General features: G+C 62.7%; 27 protein-coding genes. 2 read left to right on the top strand and 25 right to left on the bottom strand.

Features of this window, described 5'->3' with window-relative positions:
* Window positions 1-8: 8 nt before the first annotated feature.
* The 24 genes from P409_RS00250 to P409_RS37605 all read right to left on the bottom strand — a co-directional run bounded on the left by P409_RS00250 (window position 9) and on the right by P409_RS37605 (window position 18265).
* A complete protein-coding gene (locus P409_RS00250; protein WP_034830441.1) occupies window positions 9-686 on the bottom strand; it encodes a PhoH family protein in 678 nt (225 codons plus the stop codon).
* 71 nt (window positions 687-757) lie between these two features.
* Window positions 758-2731, bottom strand: a complete 1974-nt coding sequence (nrdJ, locus tag P409_RS00245; protein WP_034830439.1) for a ribonucleoside-triphosphate reductase, adenosylcobalamin-dependent — start codon at window positions 2729-2731, stop codon at window positions 758-760.
* A 55-nt stretch (window positions 2732-2786) separates the two neighbouring features.
* The gene (locus P409_RS00240) at window positions 2787-3329 is read right to left on the bottom strand and encodes a MazG nucleotide pyrophosphohydrolase domain-containing protein (protein WP_052119849.1); all 543 of its coding nucleotides are present in this window, start codon (window positions 3327-3329) and stop codon (window positions 2787-2789) included.
* Window positions 3326-3862 (bottom strand): nucleoside/nucleotide kinase family protein, encoded by a 537-nt coding sequence (locus tag P409_RS00235; RefSeq protein WP_034830436.1) that lies wholly within the window; start codon window positions 3860-3862, stop codon window positions 3326-3328. The genes P409_RS00240 and P409_RS00235 overlap by 4 nt, the downstream gene beginning before the upstream one ends.
* Window positions 3859-4341: a hypothetical protein gene (locus tag P409_RS35870; protein WP_052119848.1), complete on the bottom strand. Its 483-nt coding sequence runs from the start codon at window positions 4339-4341 to the stop codon at window positions 3859-3861. The genes P409_RS00235 and P409_RS35870 overlap by 4 nt, the downstream gene beginning before the upstream one ends.
* Window positions 4342-4390: 49 nt before the next feature.
* Window positions 4391-4570: a hypothetical protein gene (locus P409_RS00225; protein ID WP_152613154.1), complete on the bottom strand. Its 180-nt coding sequence runs from the start codon at window positions 4568-4570 to the stop codon at window positions 4391-4393.
* An 8-nt stretch (window positions 4571-4578) separates the two neighbouring features.
* On the bottom strand, window positions 4579-5457 hold the full coding sequence (locus P409_RS00220; RefSeq protein WP_034830430.1) for an FAD-dependent thymidylate synthase: 879 nt from the start codon (window positions 5455-5457) through the stop codon (window positions 4579-4581).
* On the bottom strand, window positions 5454-5828 hold the full coding sequence (locus tag P409_RS00215; RefSeq protein ID WP_052119847.1) for a hypothetical protein: 375 nt from the start codon (window positions 5826-5828) through the stop codon (window positions 5454-5456). The genes P409_RS00220 and P409_RS00215 overlap by 4 nt, the downstream gene beginning before the upstream one ends.
* On the bottom strand, window positions 5825-6022 hold the full coding sequence (locus P409_RS00210) for a hypothetical protein (protein WP_034830427.1): 198 nt from the start codon (window positions 6020-6022) through the stop codon (window positions 5825-5827). Before P409_RS00210 ends, P409_RS00215 begins: the two co-directional genes overlap by 4 nt.
* Before the next feature lie 3 nt (window positions 6023-6025).
* Window positions 6026-6370, bottom strand: coding sequence for a hypothetical protein (locus P409_RS00205; RefSeq protein WP_034830424.1), 345 nt, complete (start codon window positions 6368-6370; stop codon window positions 6026-6028).
* Window positions 6371-6471: 101 nt separating this feature from the next.
* Window positions 6472-8445 (bottom strand): AAA family ATPase, encoded by a 1974-nt coding sequence (locus P409_RS00200; protein ID WP_034830421.1) that lies wholly within the window; start codon window positions 8443-8445, stop codon window positions 6472-6474.
* Window positions 8442-9392 (bottom strand): metallophosphoesterase, encoded by a 951-nt coding sequence (locus P409_RS00195; protein ID WP_034830419.1) that lies wholly within the window; start codon window positions 9390-9392, stop codon window positions 8442-8444. Before P409_RS00195 ends, P409_RS00200 begins: the two co-directional genes overlap by 4 nt.
* Window positions 9389-9601, bottom strand: a complete 213-nt coding sequence (locus tag P409_RS00190; protein WP_034830416.1) for a hypothetical protein — start codon at window positions 9599-9601, stop codon at window positions 9389-9391. Before P409_RS00190 ends, P409_RS00195 begins: the two co-directional genes overlap by 4 nt.
* Complete coding sequence (locus tag P409_RS00185) at window positions 9564-10121, bottom strand: 3'-5' exoribonuclease domain-containing protein (RefSeq protein WP_034830413.1); 558 nt, start codon at window positions 10119-10121, stop codon at window positions 9564-9566. Before P409_RS00185 ends, P409_RS00190 begins: the two co-directional genes overlap by 38 nt.
* Window positions 10121-10543 carry a Holliday junction resolvase RecU gene (locus P409_RS00180; RefSeq protein WP_081991053.1) on the bottom strand — a complete coding sequence of 141 codons (423 nt, stop codon included), beginning with the start codon at window positions 10541-10543 and terminating at the stop codon, window positions 10121-10123. The genes P409_RS00185 and P409_RS00180 overlap by 1 nt, the downstream gene beginning before the upstream one ends.
* 56 nt (window positions 10544-10599) lie before the next feature.
* A complete protein-coding gene (locus P409_RS00175) occupies window positions 10600-11628 on the bottom strand; it encodes a DNA polymerase (RefSeq protein ID WP_081991051.1) in 1029 nt (342 codons plus the stop codon).
* Window positions 11625-12131, bottom strand: a complete 507-nt coding sequence (locus P409_RS36760; protein WP_034830404.1) for an HNH endonuclease — start codon at window positions 12129-12131, stop codon at window positions 11625-11627. The genes P409_RS00175 and P409_RS36760 overlap by 4 nt, the downstream gene beginning before the upstream one ends.
* Window positions 12124-13710: a DNA polymerase I family protein gene (locus tag P409_RS00165; RefSeq protein ID WP_034830401.1), complete on the bottom strand. Its 1587-nt coding sequence runs from the start codon at window positions 13708-13710 to the stop codon at window positions 12124-12126. Before P409_RS00165 ends, P409_RS36760 begins: the two co-directional genes overlap by 8 nt.
* Window positions 13700-13942 carry a hypothetical protein gene (locus tag P409_RS00160; RefSeq protein WP_034830398.1) on the bottom strand — a complete coding sequence of 81 codons (243 nt, stop codon included), beginning with the start codon at window positions 13940-13942 and terminating at the stop codon, window positions 13700-13702. Before P409_RS00160 ends, P409_RS00165 begins: the two co-directional genes overlap by 11 nt.
* Window positions 13943-13949: 7 nt before the next feature.
* A complete protein-coding gene (locus P409_RS00155; protein ID WP_034830393.1) occupies window positions 13950-14690 on the bottom strand; it encodes a hypothetical protein in 741 nt (246 codons plus the stop codon).
* A 59-nt stretch (window positions 14691-14749) separates the two neighbouring features.
* A complete protein-coding gene (locus P409_RS00150; protein ID WP_152613153.1) occupies window positions 14750-15415 on the bottom strand; it encodes a hypothetical protein in 666 nt (221 codons plus the stop codon).
* Between the two features lie 115 nt (window positions 15416-15530).
* Entirely contained in the window at window positions 15531-16922 is a 1392-nt protein-coding gene (locus P409_RS00145) for a helicase-related protein (protein ID WP_081991048.1), read from the bottom strand.
* 79 nt (window positions 16923-17001) lie between these two features.
* Entirely contained in the window at window positions 17002-17682 is a 681-nt protein-coding gene (locus tag P409_RS00140) for a hypothetical protein (protein WP_034830379.1), read from the bottom strand.
* 133 nt (window positions 17683-17815) lie between these two features.
* A complete protein-coding gene (locus P409_RS37605; RefSeq protein ID WP_152613152.1) occupies window positions 17816-18265 on the bottom strand; it encodes a helix-turn-helix domain-containing protein in 450 nt (149 codons plus the stop codon).
* 560 nt (window positions 18266-18825) lie between these two features.
* On the opposite strand from P409_RS37605, the gene P409_RS00135 reads away from it, so the two are divergent.
* On the top strand, window positions 18826-19986 hold the full coding sequence (locus P409_RS00135) for a calcium-binding protein (protein WP_161790307.1): 1161 nt from the start codon (window positions 18826-18828) through the stop codon (window positions 19984-19986).
* 198 nt (window positions 19987-20184) lie between these two features.
* Here P409_RS00135 and P409_RS00130 read toward each other — a convergent pair whose 3' ends face one another.
* The gene (locus P409_RS00130) at window positions 20185-20601 is read right to left on the bottom strand and encodes a GFA family protein (RefSeq protein WP_034830375.1); all 417 of its coding nucleotides are present in this window, start codon (window positions 20599-20601) and stop codon (window positions 20185-20187) included.
* A gap of 158 nt (window positions 20602-20759) precedes the next feature.
* Between P409_RS00130 and P409_RS00125 the strand changes: the two genes are divergently transcribed.
* The gene (locus P409_RS00125) at window positions 20760-23132 is read left to right on the top strand and encodes an oxidoreductase (protein WP_034830371.1); all 2373 of its coding nucleotides are present in this window, start codon (window positions 20760-20762) and stop codon (window positions 23130-23132) included.
* The last annotated feature ends 16 nt before the right edge of the window (window positions 23133-23148 follow it).

The following is a 23148-nucleotide window of genomic DNA, read 5'->3' as shown; positions in this document are numbered from 1 at the left end:
AGGGGCGCCTAGGGCGCCCCTTCTCGTTCGAAGGCCTTCACCCACTGCTTCGTCCGATCGGAGCGGACGATGTCGTCGGAGGTGAAGCGGACGAACCCGACGTCGATCCGGTTTTGCATCGCGATCGCGATGATGTCGATCAGCCCGCCCCCATCCCGGAGGTCGCTCTGGGCGGGGTCGCCATTCACGACCAGATGTGATCGTTCACCAAAGCGGGTGACGATCATCATGAGCTCGTGGAGGGTGGCGTTCTGCGCCTCGTCGACGATGATGAAAGCGTCGTCGAACGACCGGCCACGCATCGTCTCGAAGGGCACGATCTCGAGCGTGCCGTTCTTCAGCGCGGTTTCGGTGAAGCCGGCGCTGGCTCGGCCGTTCCAGATGGAGGCGAACTCCATCACCCACGGGCCCATCTTCTCCTCGAGCGATCCGGGGAAGAAGCCCAGGCTGCGTCCCGCCGGCACGTTGGGGCGGGTCAGGACGATCTTGTCGACTAGGCCGGTCTTCAACATGTCAACGGCCCGGCAAGCGATCAGGAAGGTCTTTCCTGTGCCGGCCGGGCCGATGATGAAGGTCTGGTCGTGAGTGTCGAGTGTTTTGAGGCAGGTGGCCTGAGATGCGTTCAGCGGTCGAAGAGTGGGCGGATCATAGTGAGGGCTTGCTGTTCTCTTGCGCCGTGCTGCCATCTCAGGCTCCCGGTGTTGGACACAAGCGAAACCTAGCCGTGCCCAAACCGGAAAGCTCTGAATCTCCTTGATTATTTGACGGGGCAACCACCGGTGGAGCAGCCGTTCTCGTCGAGCTCGAACAGGCTGTTGCCGGCGTCGATGTCGATCGGCAGCAGGGTTGAGGTGTAGGCCTCGAACACTTCCTTGGTGACGACCTCCTGAGGCAGGTAGGGGTAGCCAAGGTCGGCCGCCGTCTTCGTGGGGTCATTGCGGTACATGAAGGACACGCCGACGTAGCTGTCCCAGTTCTCCAGCAGCCAGTCGATGATCGCCGGCACCTCGTCATCCGAGTAGGAGATCGTGATCGAGCAGTTGTGGTCGACATAGTCGGCCATCCAGTCCCGATAGCGATCCAGCTGGTCGACGGCGCTCTCCAGGTTCACTTCCTTGCCGTCGACGACGTCGAACTCGACGTCCTCATAGGAGACGGGAAAGGTGACCAGCACGCCGTCGACCGTGTACGGATCATCGAAGACGCGGTAGCCGGCCTCGGCCAGCATCTGCACCAGCGGGTCGTGCTTGCTGAACTTGATGTTGTTGAGGATGTACCTCCCGAGCGGACGATGAACTCCCTCCGTGGTGTCCATCACCTTGGAGAGCGTGCCGGACGGCTTGATGGTGGTGACCGCCTTGGGCCGCGGCAGACCGAGCTCGTCGGCCATGCTGTTGGCGCCCTCCTGCGCGATCGTGCGCAGGTCCTTCCGGTGCGCGCTGGACTTGTGGTGCTCCCAACGGACGATGCCGGTGACACCCACGCCGCACAGATGCAGGTACTCGTTCAGCTCGTGCCAGCCGGACTGCAGCATGCCGTCCAACAGGTTCACGCAGGTCTGCCGGTAGTTGGCCCGGGCGATCAGCCAATGGGCCCGCTTCAACCCCTCCCAGTCGCCGTTCCAGGCGCCCAGGTTGTTCTCGACCAGGTTGCAGAAGGACCGGTTGCCCAACAGGATCTCGGCGCACGGGTTGAAGCCCTTGAACCACGGCGCCCGGCGCTTCGCAGCCTCGGCATTGGCGATGCCGGGCTCGGAGCCGCCGCCTTCCTTCATGATCCGGAAGAAGTCCACTAGCGCGGCGCGCGACGGCTTGTGGAAGAACAGCACCGTGTTGTTCGATTGGCCGCGGTGCTTCAGGCCTTTTTCGTAGTGGTCCTTCTTCGCGACCGCGAACTCCTCCCACTCTGGATCGCCGTGTGGGATCAAGGCGATCTCAGCCGACCGGCGCGAGGAGAGGGTGGTGCCGAGCAGGTTGAGAATATCCAGCAGGTCGATGCGGCTCAGCAGCTGCATGCGCTTGTGGGACATGATCTCGGCGATCTTCTCGAGCGCCTCCGAGAACGGACCGTAGCCGCTCGAGATCCAGCCGTAGCCGCGCAGACGGATGCCGGCCGGGCGGATCTGCGAGAAGTCCAGCACCAGGCGGCCGACGTTGTGTTTGCCCGTCAGCAGCAGCCCTACCGCGTTCACCCAACCCTCGGCGCTGTCCCCGACGATGATGTGCCAGGTGTCGTCGTGGATCTGCTCCAGAGTGTGCTCGCCGCCCCGATGGCCGGCGTCCCACATCTCTCGGGTCACGGCCGACGGAACGATCGTCACGCGATGGCGCCGGGCGAAGCCGTTGATGTTGCCGGTGATCGGCTCGAAGCCGTAGCCGCAGCCCTGCAGCAGGAGCCAGAAGGCGTCCTTGACGTCCTGGACGGTCTCGACGCGCGCGAAGGCGCAGTTGAACTGGGAGGCCTCTCGGGTCTTGGCGACATCCGTGCCGCCCAGCCAGAGGGTGCGGCCCGACGGGAGAGCCTTGAGCTCCATCATCAGGTTCATCAGGTCGGAGAGCTCCTTGTACTGGTCCGTCGAGAGAGGCCGCCCCTGGGCGCGTTCCCATAACCACTCCTGGTGGCGGCCGACACGGATCACAGTTTCGATCAGGCTCTCGAAGGCAGTACCTTCTTCATTTTTGGGACGGTTGTACGTCCGTCGCATGACGACGTTTGAGCGAACAGAAGGCATTCGATCCCCACGGGATTTGAAAAAGAAAGGGGAGTATTTCTACTCCCCTTGTCGATCAGGCTTCCAGGACTGCTCTCTCCTCTTCGAGATTCCTGTTGAGTGCTTGATCTTCGGTGAATTTCTCGGGGTATCGGATCCGAAGCTTGTTGACCACCTTGTCCGAGGCGGTCGCGAAATCGCTCCCGAGCACCTTGAGAACGAGGGCCTGGTACCAGAGAAGATCGCCGATCTCCTCGACCAGGTTGACCCTGTCGATCTCCTCATCCTTCATCCACTCGTTCACCAGCGGGGTGATCAGTTCGCCGAGTTCGGTGGCCAGACCGACGACCCCATGCAGCAGGTCGACGTCGCCTTCATATTCGGTGGGGATCACACCACCATCGGTGAGGACGTGATCTTTCAGAAACACCACAAGGTCCCCAAAGTCGGCTGTTTCGTAGGGCTTGCCGTAGAAGAGCGACTTCTTGCAGCGATCCAGCTCCTCGGCTGCGATCGCGATAGTCACGAGCAGGACCGCCATGTCCTGGATGACAGCAGGGGCAGGGAAGAAGGTGTCCGCCTTGGTGCGGAGCGCGAGGTCAATGAAGTCGGTTCTCATAGGGCCACCTGCAGCTTGGCGCGGAGATCGTCGATCGTGCCGTCGTTGTGGATCGTGACGTGGACGCGGATCTGGTCCATCTCGGTCTCGGACGGGTGGCTGTCACCCTCCCGGCCGGGGCGGACGACGCGGACCTTCTCGCCATCGAGCTCCTCGATCTTGATTCCCTCGTCGATGAACCGGAGATCGGTGTTCAGGACCAACCCGTTGGGGTAGGTGGCGAAGAACTCCTGGGTGGACCGTTCGAACTTGTTGACCCAGGTGCCCGGCCAGCGGTCCCGGAAGAACATGCCGACGTCCCGGAGAAGGGTTCTGGGGGCCTCGAAGGGCCACCGGTCGAGCTTCGTCTCTTTGAGGACCGGGTCCGTCATCTCTTCCCAGGTCAGGCCGAAAACGAGGGCGCAGATGTGACGGATCGGGTCCGCGAAGTTGTATTCTGCGAGCTGCCGCTCCGGGTTCATTTCGGCGACGAGGTTGGCAGCGGTGTTCTTGCCGCTGCCCATCTTCCCGGTGAAGGCGATGATGCGGCTCATGCGAACACCTCGGCGAACACGTCGAGGTAGTACTCGTGGGCTTCCTCGGGTGTGAGGAAATCCCACGACAGCATCACCTTGTTGGAGCGGGCAGCTGCCGGGTGATCGTCGAACAGGGCGGCGGCCTCATTGGCGCCGCACTCATCGTCGACGTCCTTGATCTGAGCCAGCAGGGAATGATCGACACCAAACTTGGCGAAGATCACCCGGGAAAGCCGGTCCTCGATCTCCTCGTAGGGGGCGCCGAGTTCTTTCTTCAAGGGACGGATGATGTCCTTGATGTAGCCCTCGGTGGCGTCGTGCAGGATGAAGGCCTTGGCCTTCTCGGTCTCGCCGCGCTCCAGCAACTCGACCGCCCCGTCAGCGCTGTGCTGGGCGACGGAGATGAAGTACCGCCCTTGGTTGGAGAACCGACCTTCGCGGGACAGACCGAGGGCGATGTCGTTGATGTCGATCTGGTCCGGATGGGGGTCGAGCAAGTCGAGCCTCCTCCCGGAGTTGGTGACTAAGATGGCGCTCATTTGATCCTCACAGGATGATGGACGTGCTCAGTTGGAGCCGGGTGTTCCCCGTTTCGGGGTTGCGGCCTTCCTCGAAGGAGATGTCTACGCCGAGATTTTCGGCCGTCTCGATAGCTTGGTTGAGGGCCGCTAACAGGCGGGAAACGTCGTCAATCGCGTTGCCCAAGGTGGTCGAGGGGACTTCCATGAAAATCCTCACAGGATATGCCGGTGCTGAACCCATTGCCGGAAGTTTCCCCATTTCGGGGAATTTTGGCAAGAACGAAAAGAGAACATATCGGGGATCGCCTGGTGCTCGAAAGGCGACATGTGCCCGGAGTCGAGGAGCCGCTGCGCGAGCGCCAGGTCCTCCTCGAGGGTGGTCTGCCGACCGTCATGGGTCAGGTACGAGACCCGGGCGCAGCGAGCTGCCGAGATGAACCGGAGGGCGATCTTCTGGTCCAGCGTGACCACGCCGCCACCGTTGATCTCGATCCAGTCGTGTTCGGTAACGTAGGGAAGGTGCCACTGGCCCTCGGTCAGTTCGACCGGCTTGCTCGCCTGCTGGGCCTCCCACATGGCATCGGCGAGCATCTTGATGTGGGGCTCGGCGTCCTCGTGTCGCCGCAGCGCGTAGAAGTTGTTCCAATCGGTTGCGGTGCAAACCACGTTGATGTGCGAGAAGGGCTCGAGCAGCCGGTTCACGATCTGCTTGTGGTAGCCGGCCTTCGCGAAGGCGCGTGCTATTTCCACCATGTCATGGCAGGCCTCTCGCCACGCCTGCTCTCGGGTGAAGGGATCCGGATGTTCTTCCGCATCATGGGCCCAGAGCATGACCGGTTCGTTGTGCTCCTCCCGAGCCTGCATCCCGGGCTGGTTCTTGCCCCAATGCAGCGGGACGTATGGATCCCGCTCGACGTCCTCGATCAGGCGCTGGACGGGGACGGCCCGGCTCGACGACGCGTTCCGAGAGAACACCCGATGCGTCATGAACTCGGCGTGGATCACCCGCGGGTAGCGCAGCTGCATCGTGATGATGGGCGGGCAGCCCTCGGCCACGCTGTGGGCGAGGACCTTGGCGGAGATGGTGGTCACTGAACCACCTCCGCGACGCCCTTCGCCGCCTTCGCGTTGTGCCGCTCGACCCAGTGCTGGTCCGGTTTCGAGACCACGCGCAGGATCTCATCCTGCTCGACCTGGTCGACGTCGATGTTGGCCGAATAGCCGAGCGCGAGCAGGCACACTGCTACGCCGCCGATCTCCTGGCTCAGCTGTCCGACCGGGCGTCCATAGGTGTAGGCGGAGAGGTGGAGAACCTCCTCCAGAGGAACCCCACCGGCCTGGGCCAGCTCCAGGGCCTCCTCGAGGAGACGCTTCGAGCGCTCCTTCACTGCGAGGGTGTTCTCGCCGAAGCACTTCTTGGCCCAGCGACCGACAACTTCCTGTCGGAAAAGCCGTTCCATCATGACGGCCTCCTGCGGAGATCGGCGAGGGCACGGGTCAGGTCCATGCTGGCCCGACGGACAGCGCCAGTTTCCTTGGTACCGGTGATCGGCCATGTGTTGCCGTGGTTGCGGCGCAGCTCTTCGCGGAGCTGATCCGTCTTTTCGAGAAAGCGAGCCGCCTGGGCCTCAGCCTCATCGAGAGTGTCGAAGTCCATCGCTCACTCCTCCGACCGCGAGAAGTAGGGAATCCGCTTCTTGTCCTGATGCTTCCGCGGGATCCGATAGAGGGTGAGGGTGCTGCCCGAGCGGCCAGTCACGATCTCGACCAGGCCGGCGTCGTACTCGTCCTTCGCGGCCTGGATCACGTCGTTGACCGGCCACAGGGCGTCGACGTGCTTGGAGGCGATCGCGTACTGGGCGAGGTCCGGGCGGTCGTTGACGACTGGCTTGTTCTCGACCTTGGCGGCTAGCTCACGAACGAGGCGGAGAGGAACGCCATAGAGCTTGCTGACCCTGAGGGGGTCCTTGCCACGAGAAAGATCTTGGAGGAGCATCTCCTCCATAGGCTCCGATAAATGCATTAGATCCTCGCGGGATTGGGTGCTGGGTAAGAGATACGGCTTGTTGGCCCCAGATCAAAGTTGAGTAGATATTAACTTCGAACTTAAACCGTAATGTAGTTGTCCGCCTCGATTTGCTTGTGGGAGACCAGCAGCATTTCCTTCAGGTACGTGCCGAGCCGACGGATGCAGGCCATCGTCGACGTCGCCCGATCAGCATCCATACTGGCATCGATCTCGTCGCCCATCAGCACCGGGAAGATCCGGGCCGTGAGGACCTGGCCGAGACCGATTCTGATCGCCAGGTTGGCGACCGCCTTGCCGGAGCCGCTCAGGGTGTGCAGCGGCTGACCGTCGATCGTGATCTCGAACTCCTCATCAACCTCGACCGTGGTCCGCGCCCCGTTCGTCATCTCGGTCAGCAGCTTGCTGGCGACCGCGTTCAGGCTGGGTACCAAGTGCTGCTTCACCTTGATTTTCATCTCCCGGATGGCGTCCCGGGCGGCAAGGTAGTTGGCCGCATCGGTCTCCTTCGCGGCGATCGCCACCATCACCTCGTCGAACCGGGTCTTCAGCTGGGTGTAGGGGGCGAGGGCGGCGTCGTAGACGCGGATCTCGGTCAGCAGCTGCCGGAGCGGTTCGAGATCGACGACGGGGGTGGAGGCGACAACAGCCTGAGCTTCCCCGACACGGGCCTTGGCGACGCCATAGGTGGCCGTATCGCGCTCGAACCGAACCAGATCCTGCTCATAGCGCAGGCGCTCCTGGTAGGCCGCCGAGAGATCCGGGCCAATGACCGGGATCGTCGGCAGGGTCTTTCGGAACTCCTCGTCCTTGAGACCCAGCTTCCAGTCGTTGATCTGGTCGAGCCACTCCGGCTCCGGCACCTCGCTGAACTCGGCGAAGGCGCAGCCCTTGTCCCACACAGCGACGCGCTGCAGTTCGACCTGGATCTCCGAGACGGAGAGGGGAGGGGTCGAGTAGGGCGGAAGGGCGTCGACCTTATCCTGCAGCTCGACGATGGCGTCTGAGGCGATCGCCCAGGTGTGATGGCAGGATGGACACTCGTGGTGGCCGCGCCCCTCCAGATCCTCGATCTGGCGTAGGAGATGCCGGTGCTCCTCGGCGGTTTTGTGGTCCGCCAGCCATTTTTCCAGCAGAGCCCGGTCATGCCGCGGCTTCGGGTTGGCCTCGAGCCAGGCCTTGTGCTGTTGCCAACCCAGCCAGGCCGCGAGCTCGATGTCGAGCACCTCCAGCTCGGCCGCCGTCTTCACCAGCGGCTTGAGCATCGAGAGCTGGGTCTCGATCTTGGTCTTGAGGGCGATGTTGGCCTGGCGCTGGTCCTGGAGCTTCTTCAACTGGGCTGCGGTCTCCACCACGGTCGTGGTCGGCATCACCGGCTCGACCAGGTTGGCGTTCGCCGCGATCACCGCCTCGGCGTTCCGGCGCTTCTCCTGCTGCTGGGCGAGGGTGGCGATCTCGGCCTCGAGCTCGGCCGCCGGACGGTAGCCCGTCGGCTTCACCGGCTCCACTGGCTGGGGGACGCTTGAGGCCATCGCCTCGGCCTCACGGTTCAGGGCGTTGCCGGTGTCGGCGGTCCATTTGATCAGGTCGTCAAAGATGTTGAGGCCGATCGTGGTGTCGACCATCTTCCGGCGCGCCGTCGGCCCCATGTTGCCCAGCGCCTCGACCTCGCCCTGCTTGACGCAGTGCGCCGCGTCGAAGACGGCCAGGTCGTAGCCGAACAGCTTCCGGATCGCGGCGTTAACCACGCTGGTCGATTTCGCGACGACCTCGGACCCCTTCAGGAGTGTGGCATTGGCCAGCGTTCGCAGAACCTTGTAGTCGACGTCCTGGATCACGAACTCCAGCTCGATGCTGAGCTTCGTGTAGCTGGACCGGCCGTCGCGCAGGGCATCGACGCCGAACAGGCCGAAGCGGATGAACTCCAGCCGGAGAGACTTCCCAGCCTCGTTCTGGCCGGAGATGGAGGTGAAGCCCTCGGCAAAAGTATGGGCCCCTTTCAGGGCCCGGCCAGTGCTCGCGAATTGGACTTCGAAGGCTAGGCTCTTGATCATGCTGCGTTCTTCCTCTTCTCGTACTCAGCCCAAACCGTCTCGGCGAGGGGGTTGCCCTTGAAGCACTCGTCGAAGATCCCCTTCAGATCGAACTCCCCGAGCTCCACCTGATCGACCTCCTCGCCCTGGTCGGGCCGCACGCGCTGGACCGAGAACTGCAGGCAGTCCACCGGCTCCTCCAGCACCTCGCCGGGCTGCAGCACCAGGCGCACGACCCTGTCCTTGACGGCGTCCCGGTTCGCCTCGAGCTCGGCCAGCGTGAGGGTGACATAGAGATCGCCCTCACCATGGGCGTAGGGCTGCATCGAGCCGACCACGTTCACGGTGATGCCGTTGATCTCGCGCACCTCCCGCTTGTGGATATGGCCGGTGTAGATTTCGATGTGCGGCCGATCCGCGAACCAGGCGTAGGGCAGCAGGTTGTGCGGTGCCTCGCCGCCGAAGGTCTCCAGATCCCAGTGGCCAAAGGCATGGGTGATCTGGGAGGCGTCAACGCTGGCGAGCATCTCGGTCGCCGATTTGAACGGGTCCCATGGACAGAGCAGCAAATCGCCACCGTCGATGTACTGGATCCACGGCCTGTCCCTGACGATCACAATGTTCTCCTCGCCGGCGAGGATGGCCGAGAACAGGTCGAAGGAGGAAACGAACCCGGCCTCCCGTCGCGCGTCGTGATTCCCGAGGATGATGAAGTAGATCACCTCTGGATTGTTCCTGGTCGCCGTCAGGTAAGCCTGGGCGGCTCGCAGCACGACTTCGTTCGACACCTGAAAGCTGTCGAACAGGTCGCCCATGTTGATGTGGTAGGCGACGCCGGCGACGTCGTTCAGGCTGGCCTCGAAGGCCGCCCACTGCGACGCCTCCCTCTCACCGCGGCGGTGAGAGGGGACGCCCAGGCGGAAGTCCTTGCCGAGGTGGGGATCGCCGAGCAACTTGAAGTTCGTCACTTCAGGATCTCCTCGGCGATCGCCAGGTCGAGCGCATCTCGCGCGCCTTCCCAGCTGTCGTGCTCGCTGACGAGATCGCCGGGATAGCCGACGCTCTCGTCGGCGTGGGCGGAGTCGACGAGCCAGAAAACGCTGCTGACTGTGTTGTCGATGTAGAACCGATCGAGGTTCTCACGCAGCTTCTTGGCCAGTTCCTGCGGTGTCATCATTCTTGAGTGTCCCGGAATAGTGGGCGAAGAGGGTCTGGATTTGATGGAGGCTGTCCCACAGGGCGTTGTGGACCGGCCCGTCGAAAGGGATATCGATCTGAGGAACGGGACCCGGGTAGTATCGAGCGCGAATGAACGAATTCATGTCGGTCGCCTCCCGGTAGTGGAACATCTGCGGGAGGTCGAAGTCCTTGAAGTAGGACGACAGGAAGGTGTAGTCGAAGTGTGTCGGCTTGCTCCAGAACCGGAAGCTGTTCGACTGTCCGACCCAGTCGACGAACCTTTGCATCACGATGCGAGGATCTTCCATCCGGGCGAAGATGTCCTGCAGCGTTTCCGGCTTTTGTTTCTTCCAGAAGGCCTCGGTGTCCTTGTTCCAGTAGCGCCAGGCTGGCATCCAGAGGCACTGATCGAAGAACAGGGGATCGACCTGGAAGGTCTGGAGATCGAACTTCCACGCGGCGATCTGGATGATCGCCCCTCGATCCGGCTCAGTGCTCGTGGTCTCGATGTCGACCATTATGTCTTGCAAGCTATACTCCATTGGTATTCGTTCAGAGAGCTCCAGGGCAGTGAGGCCTTCGGAGCATTGAGCACGACACCTGCTGGCACCTTGAACCAAATGTTCTTGGTTAAGCAGTGGATGAACAGGAAGTACAACCCTCCGGCCGCTGTCTGCTTGATCATGGCCGAGCGCTGGCCGCGCTCGATTTGCGACAGGGGGAAGGACGTCGGGTTGCTGCTGGACTTCACCTCGGCGTAGTACATCACGCCGTTCTCCGTCACGATGAAGTCGGACGGCTGTTCCTTCGTGAAGCCGGTCTTGTTCAGGCCGCGAACCTCGGCGGTGTCGGTGATGCGATGAACGTGGGCCGCTTTACCCATGAGGGTGAAGTGATCCTCGAACAAATCTTGGCTGGGTTTCCCGGTATTCTTCGTCATCCCTGCAATTTAATGGTGCAGGGACGACGACTGAAACGGAAAGGCTGAAGTTTATATCAAGCGGCGCACAAGTAGTTCACCACTTCCTGGATGACGTTCTCGTTCGCGGCCTTGTCCACCAACTCAGGCGGGATGAAGTCGAGCTTCGGCAGCTCGTCGAGCTCGATCTGACCGAATGGCACCCGTTCCTTGTGGAAGGGCTCAAATGTCCTCCCGACCGCCGCGGTGCAGTTCATCTTCAGGTCCCGGATGATGTCCGGATGGTCGTTCATGATTGACTTGGCGTAGGCGATGAATGCGACCACGTCGTCCTTGTGGACCGAGAAGACCAGCTCGTCATGGATCGGGGTCAGGAAGCGGAACCGAAGGCCGGGGTTGTTCCGGATGATCTTGATGATCGACCGTTTGGCGATGGTGGCGCAGGTCCCTTGCACCGCCGCGTTGACCACCTGGCGACCGGCCCGCTTCGACACCTTGTTGGCGATCAGGCGGGCGAACGCCACAATCCCAGGATCACCAAGAGCCTGGAACTTGGCGATGAATTTCGTCTGCCACTCCATGGTAGCCTCGTACTTCACCCGTCGATGTTTGTCGGGGAGGGTGACGAACCCGGTGCGGGTTGCCTCGTCGATCAGGTTGAGGCGCCACTCCTCGGCGATGGAGAACCGGGCCCGATAGGCATCGGTCATCTTCCACATCAGGTCGCTGCCCACGCCACGGGCGAGGGCGACCGAGGCCAGGGAGCCCGAGTACCAATACCCGAAATTGGCTCCTTTGCCGCCGGCGGTGCCGCGGTTGTATTTGAAGGCCTCCTTCGGGGTCAGCTCCTTGCCGGTCGCGTCGACGAGGGGGAACCCGAACGGCTCCTTCACGTCGTCCGGCATGGTCTTCAGGCTCTTGAACATCTCCTCGGTGACCGTGGTGTCGTAGATCGCCGAGAGGATGTCGGCCGCAGCGCCGAGGTGCAGGTCGTTGTACGGCAGCTGCCCGTACGCCTTTGCGAACTCCGGGTCGCCGGACTGGTCTCCGATGATGACGAGCTCGATCTGGCTCCAGTCCAACGAGCATATTAGATAGTCGCTCATCTGAGATCCTCATTCGTTCGGGCGTACGGACCGTAGAGCCGGCGAGCCTCAGCGTCGTAAGCGGCGGCAGCCTCTTCTTTCAAATCAAAAGTTCCGAGGTATTTTCTTCCAGCCCGAGCGGTCCACTTTTTGCGCCCGGTCGGCTTGTAAACACCCTTGCAACCGCTGGTGTTGTCGGACCTGATTTTCTGATTGGCGTTGTTCAGTGTTCTGGTGGCTGGTCTCAGATTGTCTGTCGGATTGTGGTCCGGATTGTTGCTTTTATGGTCCAAGTCACCAGTCGGCCATACGCCGTAGGTGACGAACCAAGCCAGTCGGTGCGCATAGTAGAACTGGCCATCGATCGTGATCCTTCGATGCCCCGTGTCGTGAATGTGACCAGCGATTTCACCAGGCTTCTGCCTGCGCCCTCGAGCCTTGACACCTTTCCAGCGAAAAATCCCGGTTTCCGGATCGAACGTGAGTAGTTCGTGGAACCGTTCGAGCGTGAGGCTGTCAGACATCGTCGGCCTCGAAAAATCCGCGCACGTAGGTGCTGTCGCCCTGCTTCGTGAGCTGCATGGGGTTGGGGAACCTGGCTGCCATGCGCCGGGTGGCGAGCATTGAGCTCAGCACCGGGTACAGGTAGCCGGTGTCCGGGTCGGTCAGCAGCACATAGGGGGTGAGGAACAACTTCATCGCCGTCTCGATCGAGGCGAGCTTGCGGATCGAGTGGATGAGGTTCTTCTTCGTGTCCGATGCGCCGTTCTTATCCAGGCGGGCGAGGAGGCGACCGCGGTTGTCCGCGTCCGACTGGACCTTGCCCTCCATCACCATCGGCCGTTCCTGGAGCAGGTCGTAAAGCATGACCCGCATCGGCATGTAGTGATTGAGGTTGACCGCCTGGCTCTCCCGCTTGCCGCGTTCCTTCGCCCAGGCGTTCGAGACCGCCGAGCGCACCTGCTGGCATTGCTCGTAGCTGTCGCTGACGTCAGGCTTCGACGCCCAGTCGATGAGCTTCTTCCGGTAGGACGCCCAGTTTTTCTGGTACCACGCCTCGTATTCCATCAGGCCTTCGTTTGGCTGCTCCGGGAACGGCAGCAGCTCGTTGACGATGGCCTTCAGCTTCCGCAGCTCGGCGGCGAAGTTGTCCCGCTCCTGGGATCGGCGCCTCTCGATGTTCGAGAAGTTGACCTTCATCCCCCCACGCGTGACGCCGGAGAAGACGTGGATCATGGGGTTCTCCTGCTGGAGGAACGTCTCGATCACGGCCTCGTTGGTCTGCGCCATGAACAGCAGGAGTTGGTGGAACACGCGCACTGCCCAGTAGGCGTCGTCGGCACCGTAGGCGACCACCTCCTCGCCGGTGAGCTGCCCCATGTGATCCTTGGCGCCGAGGACCTCCTCGAAGGTCGTCATCCGGTAGCCGAAGAAGCTCTTCACCAGCTTCTTGAGGCCGTAGCCGTAGCAGATCAAATCGACGAACCCGTTGTATGAGAACGACGATCGGCTTTCCTTGGCGATCACCTTGTATAGGAGCTCATCCTGTTCCGACGTCAGCTCCATACCCGCCTGGTAGTTGGCGAACAGCATCGACGCCGACGGCAGCAGCGGCTCGATCCAATCGAGTCCCGTCGCATCGAACGTGTCGATCGAGTATTCGTCCGGGCCATAGGCCGACACTGCCATCTGCAGGGTGCAGAGCACGTTCTCGCCGAGCTCGTAGCCCAGGCAGTTGGCCATCATGGTCAACTCGAACGGGGCGTTGTGGCAGATCGTCGTGCAGCTCGTCTTCCGAGCGTCGAGTACCTGCTTGGCCTCGTGCCACGGGATCCGGTTCTCGACGTCCGCGTGGGCCAGGTTCAGATAGTAGGCGGTGTCATCGCCGTCGACGTAGATCGAGAACCCCGTGACCACCGACCGGCGGTAGTCGAACATCTTGGCGTCGTCGTTCTTCCGATACGCCTTGATGCCCGGATGCGCGTGCTCGTCCTGAGTTTCGATGTCGAACCCGAGAATGCTGGATGTCGACACCGCGTCCAGGAGCTCGGGCTTGACCGCCTCCCAGTTCCGGGCGTCGACGAGGAGGGGCTTAATGGTCAAGGAGCACCCCCAGTCGCAGAGCGTGGTCCCTGACGCCTTGGAGGAGGGCCTTCTCGATCGGCTCGACGAGGGCGGGATCGAGGGCGACACCCTGCTCGGCGAAGGCGCCGGTCGTCAGCTTGCCGAGGCCATAGGCAAAGCCCTCGGCAATCTCCTTCAGGTCGTAGCCATAGGTGATGGCCAGGTCGTAGCCGTACTTGAAGACGGCATCGGATAACTCGGGTTTCGGCATTTGCTCCTCACGGGAGTAGGTATTGGCGGAGGATCTCGTTGGCGGCCGCCGGGTTGGGGCGACCAGGTGTGGTACCCTTCGAGATCAGGTCGGAGGGGACGTCGAGGAAGCCGACGATCTGGTAGAAGGTCCGGATTAGTTCGAGGTTCTCAGGCTCCTCGAGCCAGCTCAGCTGAGCTTTGGAGAACCCCAGACCATCCAGAGCCGGAGCATTGCCGAGGCCATTGAGAAAAGCCTGGAACCCTGGCTTGTCGAGCTTGGGCCAGCTGCCCTCACCGAACCCCTTGATGCCTGGGATGCTGTCACTGTCGTCACCGACAGTCACCTTGTAGAGGCGCACCCACTCGGGTTCGCAGGGGATCTTCTCACGGTCCAGTTTCACGTTGGGAAACTGGGCGAAGTCCATGTCGTTGCTGCGGATGTGGACAGGCTCGGATCCGAGCTGTCGGACGATCGCCGCGATCACGTCGTCGGCTTCGAATTCGGGGACCAGAATGGTGGTGTGGCGGGTCAGCTTCAGCAGTTCCCGAAGGAGCTCCTGGCTCGCCCGCATGTCCTCCATCATGCCCTTCCGCTTTCCCTTGTAACCGGGAAACAAGCGGCGACGCTGCTGATTGCCGAAGGGGCCATCCCACACCAGGATGACCGGGTTCGGATCCTGGTTAATCATGTGATAGATGGTGGAGACCGACTGCCCGCGCTCGAAGTTGCGCCGGCTATGGTTGTTCATGTCGTAGATCGTGAACACGGCATTGGTCCCGCGCAGGGATGAAAGAAGAGGGGCGGGCCGAAGCCCGCCCCGTCGTCTTAGTTGATCGTGACCGCGTACGGCCCGACCAGTTCGAAGACGATCTCCTTCCACTGGTTGCCGTTCCGGGCCTTCGGCTCGCCGTCCAGCTTCAGCTCGACGTCCGCGGTGCGCGGGTCGATGCCGAGGGCGTGGATCTCGCTCAGCAGCTTCTTGAACTTCTGCGACGCGTTGTACGGCGTCGAGTAGCCCCAGCGGGTGCCGGACGCGGCGATCACCTGCTTGCTCTTCGGGTCGACCGCATCCTCGAGCAGCTCGAAGACGAGCTCGGCCGACTCGTACGGGCGCTTGCCGCCGGCGCGGGCCAGGGCCTGCTCCCACGAACCGCCCTCGACGCAGGTCACGCCGTCGGCGGTCTTCAGGTACTGCGCCGGGTTGCCGAACGACACCACCTGGAAGTACCGGATCTCGGCGACCTGCAGGCGGAACCGCAGACCGCTGAAGCGGGTCAGGTTGTTGCCGAACGAGATGCCGGACTCGCCGATCTTGATCCAACCGTCGACCGCCGGGCCGCCGGAGTTCAGGAAGTCGTCGAGACCCATGCGCCGGCCGGGCATCGCCGGGACCCCGGTGTTGTGGACGACTGCAGCCGGAACGTTGGCGGCAGCAGCACCGGCAGCACCAGCCGCGGCCTTGGCAGCGGCGATCGAAGCATTGATATCCATAGATATATCCTTTGTTCAGGGTTCACATTGCATCAGTACCACTCAGGTACGATGGCCAATATAGTCGGTCTCCCTCCGTTTCCCAGAAGTAATCTGAGAAGTAGATATCAACCGACTAACTCGCGAGCTGGAGTTGCTCGCGGGTGGGGTCGACGAGCTTCGCGTCCTTCGACTTCTGCTCGACAATCTGGAAGATGCGTTGATCGATGCTCTTCTCGTATTCGAGCACCGTCACTCGGAGCGGCTTCTCGCGCTTGCCTCGGATAGCGCGGCCCCGAGCTTGCACGTAGTTGGTGTCCTTGTAGTCGATCGAGGCGAAGATGATGTGATCGACGTGGCCCCAGTTGAAGCCGACCGCAGCGGTGGCAGGGGAACATACAACCACGTCGAGCTCGCCGTTTCGGAACTGCTCGTCGATGACAGCGCGCTTCGCCGCGGAGACACCACCATGGATCAGGCCAGTCCGGAGCCCGACGGACTCGGCCAGCTTGGCCATGCGCTCGAGGGACTTCACCAGGGAGCCGAAGATGATCAGCGGCTTGCCGCTGTTCCAGTGGTCGGTCAGGTGGATCAACAGGCGCTCGTCCTTGCCGTTCACCTCGCCGTTCATCAGGTCCACCGGATCGCCGGTGACAGGGTGGGGCATCGCCTCCGGATGCTCCATCAGCTGACGGAGACGGATGACGTGAGTGCCCGGGAAGCCCGCTTCGAGGAACGCGTCCTCGAGCTCGATCAGCGCGTTCTTCTCCATCTCCTTGTACAGCTCCCGCTGCTTCGGAGACATCGCGACGCGCTCGACATGGGTGACCACCTCCTGCTTGCCATAAACCATCTCGAAGGTCCGGCGGATGCAGTGGCGGCCGAGGATGGCCGAGATCTTCTCGTGCCCGGTCCAGCCGATCCGCTTGCCGTTCCAGTCCTTCACCTCGTGCTGGTAGAGGAAGGCCTCATAGCTCGCGTAGTAGAGCGGCTCGATGATGTGGACCGCCGGGTAGACGCTGTCGAGGCGACCGTCTACCAGGGTGCCGGTCATGGGCAGGAAGTGCTTCATCCGCCGGCAAGCGGTCACCAGCTGCTGGGTCCGCTTGCTCTTCCACCCCCCGAAGCCCATGTGGAATTCGTCGACCGCGACGCAATCGAACCCGGGGTGGGCCGCCATGAGGTTGGCCCAGTCATCCGCGAACCGGGTGAAGCCCATAAGCCAGACCTTGTACGGCTTGGCCATCAGCTCGGCGCGCTGCTTTGGGTTTCCATCAAAGATGACGATGTCGTCCGGCTCGAACTCGGAGAACTTCAACAACTCCCAGTAGTTCTTTTCGAGCAGGCTTTTCGGCTGCGGCCACATGGACCGGATGCCAAATTCGGACCAGAGATACCAAAGGTAGGCGCAGACGGAGGGGGTTTTACCCGTCCCTGGGTCTGACAGGTTCCCCTTCTTCTCCTCCTGCATGTAAAAACAGAGGTCCGCGACCTGATAGTCGCGGAGCGTCCCTCGCTCGATTTGCATTTGTCCCTCTCAGGGATGGTCGCCTCGAAATGAAAATGCCGCCCAGAGGGCGGCATTTCAACCGTACTTCATATGAACTTCATAGTTCGAGTTCCCTGCGCATGTACTTCCTCAGCACATAGGCGCCCAAGCTCTCCCAGGGAAGGGCCAGGATCTCGTTGAAGTCCCTGTTGCTCGGGATCACGCGGGTAGTGATTCGCTTCGCCGCCCGCGGGACCACGACGTCCTCGGATCCGGAGAAGATCAACTTCGACGGAGAGGTAGCCGCGGCCTGAGCCAGGTCGACCATCTTGTCCGTGTCGGCCGGACGGACGCCGTGCAGCACCTGGGGCTGGATGTTGCTGTTGTAGAGCCGCTTCACCCACACCTTCGGGTCGATCGACCACATCGGGCTCACGACGTTGAAGATCGGGCTCGACATCGTCGACAGCATTACCAGCAGTTCGACCATGTTGGGATCGGTCTCGGCGACGAAGTAGACCCCTGTATCGGTCTTCGGGATCGGCAGCATGACCCGGACGAGCGGGTCGTCGAGGATGGAGTCGAAGAACGCCGTGTGGGTGAGGTTCGGGATCGGCGCCTGCAGGGGGATCTGGTGGTTGCAGTGATGACCTTTCGTCGGGAGTTGTACCTGGAACGGGCTCGGCTTTCGCCACCCGATCGCATTCCCGCCGACCTTCCCCTGCTCGAGGAAGGCTATCCCCTCGGGGTCCCAATGGACGCCATAGTAGGATACGGTCTGTTTCGACATGTAGTTCATGACTCGATCGCGGCGGTGATACGAGATCGCAGGGGCTCCGCTGGGTCCAGTTTCAAAAGACTTTTCAACCCTTCTCGGAATCGTTCATCACGGAAACGTCTCCAGGCTGAAGAGAGCCGGAAGTATTTTTCTGTCATGCTGCTTTTGGACATACGGTCCTCTCGCCCAGTGGTAACATTATATCTTCAAGCTTGAACTCCAAGATCTTGGAGAGCTTGACTAGATCAGAGATGGTGAGATCGACGATCCCGTTCTCGGCCGCAGATAACCGCATAGCAGGAATCCCGGTGAGTTGCGAGAGAGTCGCATATTCGAGGCCCTTTACCTGAACGCGATAGTACCCTAATCGGGCACCTATCGTGCTGTGGAAATTTGACAAGGGCCGGCGCTCCGCGAATGCCTTCCGCGCGGGGGTCGCTGCTTTCCGATCCGGGTGATTGAGAACGTCGAGCCGTTTGAGGAGGGCGTGGACGTAGGCGTAAGACAGGTGGAACTGCTTTGCGACCTGGGAGACCGATCCTCCGTCGAGGTAGGCGGCCGCCATCGCTAAGTTGCGCGCTTCGATAGCTTCACTGGTCGACATTAGTCCCTCGCAGGGATGTGGCACTGTCAGGGTTTTGTCATGCAGGCAGCGCGCCTCTATCGCGTCTAACTGCTTGAAATGCTTGATATGGCTGGGCCGGCTTCGAACTACGGATCAGAAGGTTAGGAGTTCGAATCTTCTCGGGCGCGCCACTATCTCGCTGAGATAGCTTTCCAGTCTCCATCCCGAATATCACGCCGATGGCCTTGCAGATGAGCTTCGTCATCGCGAGGCGTGCAGGCGTAATGTGATTGCCGGCTGTGCGTAGGAGCGCGGGCAACTGCCCCGCATCATCGGGCGTCCTTCTGCCGGCGCGTCCAGTCGGGGTCGTCGAGAAGACAAAAAGCCACAACTCGAGTGGGAATTTGAAATTTAATTATCTAAAAAAATGCACTTATTCAAAATGCATTTCAGTAAATATCTATCTAATATCATTCCCAAGTGTCTCAAGGCACGTGTGGCAATGCAGAACCTGCATTGCAGCCAGGGCGGTTCGTTCATCCTCGAATGAGCGGAGTATCGTTCAAGTGTCCACTATATACGGCTCCAGACGGAGCGACGTGATCCATGTCCGTCATGACGGAACACAGATCCCTCATGGCTTCTGCGATATCCCATGCGCCACCAATGGCGATGATCAGCTCTATGGAAATTCCGGCAACGACATCATCGTCGCCGGCAATGGAGTCGACCTCCTCAATGGCGGCTCAGGCAATGACGTGTTGTTTGGACAAGACGGAAACGACACCTTGAACGGCGGGCGCGGCGCCGATCATCTCGATGGTGGCAGCGGCGTCGATATCGCCGATTATTTCCAGTCTTGCGGCGGGGTCTCGATTGACCTTTCCGCCGGGACCGCGAGCGGCGGCGATGCCTTTGGCGATGAGCTGACCAACATCGAGCGGCTGCGCGGCAGCGCCTTCGCCGACCATCTGACCGGTGATGCCGGCGACAATCTGCTCTCGGGCGAAGGGGGCAATGATGTCCTGTCCGGCGGCACTGGAAGTGATGCGCTGTACGGGGAAGCCGGTGCCGACAGGCTCGACGGCGGTGACGGTGATGACCGGCTCGTGGGTGGCGCCGGAGCCGATGTCCTGGTCGGAGGTGCAGGCCGGGACGGCGCCTATTACGATAACGCCTACATCTCAGGCGTGACGGCGAGTCTGGCTGATCCGTCCTGCAACACCGGCGACGCCGCCGGTGACACCTACAGCGGCATAGAGAACCTGATCGGCAGCCGCTTCGACGACATCCTGTCGGGAGATGCCGGCAACAACATTGTGTCGGGTTGGATCGGCAACGACAGGTTGTTGGGTCTCGACGGCGGCGACCAAGTGTTCGGCGGCGACGGCAACGACGTCATCGATGGCGGCGCCGGGCAGGACACGCTCTACGGCGGCGCCGGGGCGGACCGCTTCGTTTTCTCCGCCCTGGGCGACAGCGGCATCGGCGCTAAGGCCGACCTGGTCACCGATTTCTCCTCAGCCGAAGGGGACAAGATCGACCTGTCGGCGGTCGATGCCGACACTGGCGTCATCGGCAACCAGGCGTTCGCCTTCATCGGCACGGCCGCTTTCACCCACAATGCCGGCGAGCTGCGGATCGTGACTGGCGGCGGCCAGACCAACGTCCTGGCCGACGTCAATGGCGACGGCGTGGCCGATTTCCAGATTCACTTCGCTGGATCGCCGCCCCTGACGGCCGGCGACTTTCATCTCTGAACCGGTGAGCGAACAGGGCCGTTCCGATAGGGGCGGTCCTTTCCGGCGCGTGCCAATCGTGATGCATAAAATGCTTGCTCGCGGATCCCATGTCGCGGCAGACCGCAGATGTCGGCGCCTCGCTTCCGCTCGCCCGGCATGTCGAGTAAGGGAGCTTCCTGGACCCGATCTGCACACTGCCGCCGCGACGCCGGAGCGCTACCCCGCCACCGGCCCCGGCTGGCCCGGGCTGGCCGGCAGGGTCGGGTCGACATGCCCCCAGCTCGGGGCCGATGCGGTCCAGATCACGCTCTCCGGCCGGGCGATCTCGCGGTCGTCCAGGGCGCCGGCCCGCACCACCATGTAGTCGGGCTCGCCCAGCGCCTCGCTGAACAGCGGCGTGCCGCAGGTCGGGCAGAAGCGGCGGCGCATCGTGGCGCCGCTGTCGGCCCGGCTCAGATACTCGCCGGTCGCGCCGGTGACGGTGAAGCCCGCGGTGCGGAAGATCACGCCGATCGAGGCGTTGCCGGTGGCGAGGTACTGGCAGTCCCGGCACCAGCAGGCGCGCGCGACGATGGGCGGCTGGTCGAAGCTGAAGCGCACGGCGCCGCAGAAGCATCGGCCGGTGATGGGCATCGCGCTGTCCTCCCCGATGGTGCCGCCGGGAAGTGAAGGCGATCCCGGCGGCCTTGGCAATCGTCGGCAGAAAATGCTTTAAGCCTAAAGTAATTCGCCGTACTCTCACGAGCAGGGTCGGGGATCGCATGGCCGGCCCGAGACGGGAGACGGACGGGATGCGGATCACGGTCATCGGCGGCGGTCCGGGCGGCCTGTACTTCGCCCTGCTGACCAGGAAGGCGCGGCCGGACTGGCAGGTCGCGGTGGTGGAGCAGAACCGCGCCGACGACACCTTCGGCTTCGGCGTCGTCTTCTCCGACGACACGCTGGACGAGTTCCTGTCCCGCGACCCGGAGTCCTATGAGCGGATCCGCGACCGCTTCGCCTATTGGGACGACGTCGCCATCCACTACAAGGGCGAGGAGATCCGCTGCGCCGGCAACGGCTTCTGCGGCACCTCGCGGATGACGCTGCTGCAGATCCTGCAGCAGCGCTGCCGCGAGGTCGGGGTCGAGCTGTCCTTCTCCGACCGGATCGACCCGGCGGCGCTGGACGAGCGCTTCGCGGAGTCCGACATCATCGTCGCGGCCGACGGCATCAACTCGGCGATCCGCGAGCATTTCCGCGATGCCTTCCGGCCGGAGGTCTCGGTCAAGGCCAACCGCTTCTGCTGGATGGGCTCGACCCGGCCGATGGGCGAGTTCAACTACTTCTTCCGCCAGACCGAGCACGGCGTGATCTGCGCCCACACCTACCAGTACGAGGCCGGCGGAGAAGGCCCCAATCAGCAAAAGGGCGGCCGGTCGACCTGGGTGTTCGAGATGGACGAGGCCTGCTGGCAGGGCCACGGCTTCACCGAGGCCGACGAGGAGGGCTCGCGGACCAAGCTGGCCGCGATCTTCGCCGAGGAGCTGCAGGGCCACCCGCTGCTGCTGAACCGGTCGATGTGGCGGCGCTTCCCACGGATCTTCTGCGAGCGCTGGTGGCACCGGAACATCGTGCTGCTGGGCGACGCCAAGGCCTCGGCGCATTTCTCGATCGGCTCCGGCACCAAGCTGGCGATGGAATGCGCCATCGCCCTGTCGGACGCGGTGGTGGCGCATGGCGAAACCAGCGTCGAGACGGCCTTCGCCGCCTATGACAAGGCCCGCCGCACGCCGTGCCAGGTGACCCAGCACAACGCCGACGTGTCGCTGGCCTGGTTCGAGCACATGAACCGGTCCTTCGACATGGACCCGATGCAGTTCGCCATGGTGGTGATGTGCCGGGCCAAGTCGATCACCTACGACAATCTCAGGATCCGCGACCCGGATTTCGTGCGCCGCGCCGACGACGCCTTCTACGAGCGGCTGTGGCGCGAGACCGGCGACGACTATCGCGCCAGCCGGCCGACGCCGATGTTCACCCGCTTCCGGCTGCGCGGCATGGAACTGGCGAGCCGGGTGGTGATGTCGCCGATGGCGCAGTATTCCGCCGACCGCGACGGCAACCTGACCGACTGGCATTTCGTCCACTACGCCTCGCACGCCCTCGGCGGCATGGGGCTGATGTTCGTGGAGATGACCTGTCCGTCGCCGGACGCCCGCATCACCCTCGGCTGCCCCGGCCTGTGGACCGACGCGCATGAGGCGCAGTGGAAGCGGGTGGTCGATTTCGTGCACGCCCATGGCGACACGAAGATCGCCATGCAGCTCGGACATTCCGGCCGCAAGGGGTCGACCCAGCTGGGCTGGCAGAAGGCCGACCACCCGATCGCCGAGCCGGCGGACAACTGGCCGGTGGTCTCAGCGTCAGCGGTGCCCTGGATCGAGGGCATCAGCCCGGTGCCGCGGGAGATCGACCGGGCGGAGATGGATCGGATCAAGGCCGATTTCGTGCAGGCCACCGGGCGCGCCGCCCGGGCCGGCTTCGACCATCTCGAGCTGCACTGCGCCCATGGCTACCTGCTGGCGTCGTTCCTGTCGCCGCTGACCAACCGGCGGACGGACGAATACGGCGGGGCGGTGGAGAACCGGCTGCGCTATCCGCTGGAGGTGTTCCGGGCGATGCGGGCAGTCTGGCCCGAGGACCGGCCGATGTCGGTGCGCATCTCCGCCTCCGACTGGGCGGAGGGCGGCATCGGCGAGGACGACGTCTTCGCCATCGCCGAGGCCTTCCGCGACGCCGGCTGCGACCTGATCGACGTCTCGGCCGGCCAGACCGTGCCGGACCAGAAGCCGGTCTATGGCCGAATGTTCCAGGTGCAGTTCGCCGAGGCGATCCGCAACGTGCCGAAGCTGGCGACCATGGCGGTGGGCGCGATCACCGAGCCGGGGCAGATCAACACCATCCTGCACACCCGCCGCGCCGACCTGGTGGCGCTGGGCCGGCCGCATCTGTGGAACCCGACCTTCGTCCGCCAGGCCGAGGCCTGGTACGGCGTCAAGACCCAGTCCTGGCCGCAGCAATACTGGCCCGGCCGCGACCAGGCCTTCCGCGAGATTGCCCGGGCCGCCGACAAGCAGGCCGAGCTGCAGATCAAGGCCAAGCCGCGGCGGCATGGACGGTAGGAGAGATCTTTTCAGA

The sequence above is a fragment of the Inquilinus limosus MP06 genome (assembly GCF_000767795.1).
Taxonomy (GTDB): Bacteria; Pseudomonadota; Alphaproteobacteria; order DSM-16000; family Inquilinaceae; genus Inquilinus; species Inquilinus limosus_E.
Note: the sequence above shows the minus strand (reverse complement) of the source record. Positions and strands in the feature narration are given on the sequence as shown.